The 2,295-nt window shown below is 34.8% G+C and carries 1 protein-coding gene; it reads left to right on the top strand.

Annotation, left to right across the window (positions count from 1 at the left end; all coding sequences use genetic code 11):
• On the top strand, positions 1 to 2,275 hold a 2,275-nt coding region (locus AACV33_RS01935; RefSeq protein WP_182700694.1), incomplete at its 5' end, for a hypothetical protein.
• Between the last annotated feature and the right edge of the window lie 20 nt (positions 2,276 to 2,295).

Genomic DNA, 2,295 nt, shown 5'->3' with positions numbered 1-2,295 from the left:
ATTGCCCGCAGCTGAAAGTGTTCATTATGAGCCTGTATATACACCGCAGGCGAAAGTGAAGTTACAAGAATTGAAAGATAACTATTCTTATGAGCCAGACTCTAAATTACTTAAGAAATTTAAAGAAACAACTGCATATACGAGTGATGTTAATTGGGAAGAGTTAGATGAGTTTGTGATATCGCATTACTCACAGTTAAAAGACACAAGTGAACGAATAAATAAATATTTATCTGATTTTATAGCAGCAGTTACACAGTTAGGTATTGACCCATTAATCTTGGGGTTAGATAACCAATATGAAAACCATCAGGCTTATTTACTTAACTTAGTTAGTCAGTTTTTGATCGTTGTTAAGCAAGTTATTGAGCTAGAAGAGCAAATGAAAGAGTTAGATGAATTACTTTCATTTGATTCACCTAACAATTTATTGGCTCTAGCACCGGTTGGATTCTCTTTCGATAATTGGGAAGCGCTTAATGATCATATAAATGAAGGCGGTAAGCCTCTTATCGATCCTTTTAGTGCTGGTGATATGGATGCGTTTTGGTCTCGTTTTTCGGAGTGGGAGTCATTTACCGGTGATGCAAGAATTCAAGAAAAAGCATGGTTTCAATCTTTAGTTCTTCCTATTCAAAAAAGTTTTTCAGCATTAGAAGGAGCAGTTAAAAATCAAGTCGGTACAAGTTGGCGAGCAACGATGGATCTTCTATTTCCAAGTCAATGGAAGAAAGGTGCATCATCAATTAATGTTGTGAGTAATTTACGTTTGATTTTCTTAGAAAGCATGATGACAGAAAGCGCTATTGTTGAAGTAAACAAAAGCTATAAAACTCAGCGTGCTACGTTTTTAAATAAATTAAACGTTCATATTGAGGAGTTAAAAAAAGCAACTAAAACAGTTCCTGGACACAGAGCATCAAAAAACCATCAGGTGAAATCCACTCAAGCAATTCAGCAAAGGATTCAGACAATTCTAAGCAGTGAAATGCCAGCGGTATTAGCATTAAAGAACTCAGTAGTTAATGCGCAAGCAAAGCAGTTAGTAAATAACTATGTTGATACTGTATGGACTCAAACAAAAGAAGTAACAGAGAAAAATTGGAAGGGTTTAGGAAAGTGGGGAGGTGTTCTTGCTGCGTTAAATATTTGGGAGTTAGCTGTTGTAACGAAAGATGTTAACTACAAAGCAGAACAAGCCGGTGATACCTTTTATGAACAATTTAAACCTGTGTGGAGAGAAGTAACTCATGCGTCAGCTTATGTGGTGGCTAATATATCTGCGTTGTTTAGAGATAAGGCATGGGGTGAAATAAAAGGAAATAAAAGATTACTTGAATTGAGTTTAAAAGATGTTTCTTTAGGTCATAAGTCAATTGAAAAAAGTACTGTTAATATATTTGCCAAGCATGCATTGATCACTGCAAGTTTTGGTTTGATAGCAACAGGTTTAGAAGCATGGGAAAGTTTTGATCAAATAAAAGATGAAAATAAAAGAGTCGATGAGCGTTTTGGGTATTGGTTGAAGTTTGGTGCTCTGACTGGGCAACTTACCGTTTTTTTAGCCCAAGGTTCTTTAGCACTATTAAGTCGACTTGGTATTAGTGGCATCAGTTCAATATTAGCCCCATGGATGTTATCAACACTTATGGTGTCTGGTGTATTATATTTAATAGCTATAATGATTATAAATATATTTACACGAACAGAATTACAAAATTGGCTTTATGAGTCGTGCTGGGGAAAAGGCGATCTACAGTGGGGAAACATAGAGGCAATAAGTAGATTAGAATCTATATTACATAAGCCACAATTAAGCTTAAAAAAAATTATAGGAAGAAAACCAACTCATTCACAAGACCCTGGAAGTATGCAATGGCAATTAATTGTAGATCTTCCATCGTTCACTAAAAATAAACAAATAGGATTAAAAATAAAACGTATTCCTTATACTCCAACGTTTCAATATGGTTTCAAACAACCAGAAAAACTGAAGCCAATTTTAGTTGATGAACAAGGGGGTCAGTGGGTTCGAACCGTTAATAATTCACTTCGTTATGTAGTCACAGTTGGAGGTACGGTAAAGGATGATGTGGAAATCGAATTGAAAATGCCATTTCAGTGGTTAAATTCTGACATTGATAATAAAAGGTATTATTTAGCTCAAGGAAATCGTGAAGGAGATCTAATTATTAGAACATTAAATGATAAGACTATAAGGGAAAAGAGTATGAATCAAGTCTTGGTTGTTAGGGATAATAATAATGAACAATAGTGAAAATGAATTAGAACTTG

This window comes from Aliivibrio sp. SR45-2 (assembly GCF_963890165.1).
Taxonomy (GTDB): domain Bacteria; phylum Pseudomonadota; class Gammaproteobacteria; order Enterobacterales; family Vibrionaceae; genus Aliivibrio; species Aliivibrio salmonicida.
The sequence above is the reverse complement of the archived record's forward strand: the minus strand, read 5'-3'. Positions and strand labels throughout refer to the sequence as shown.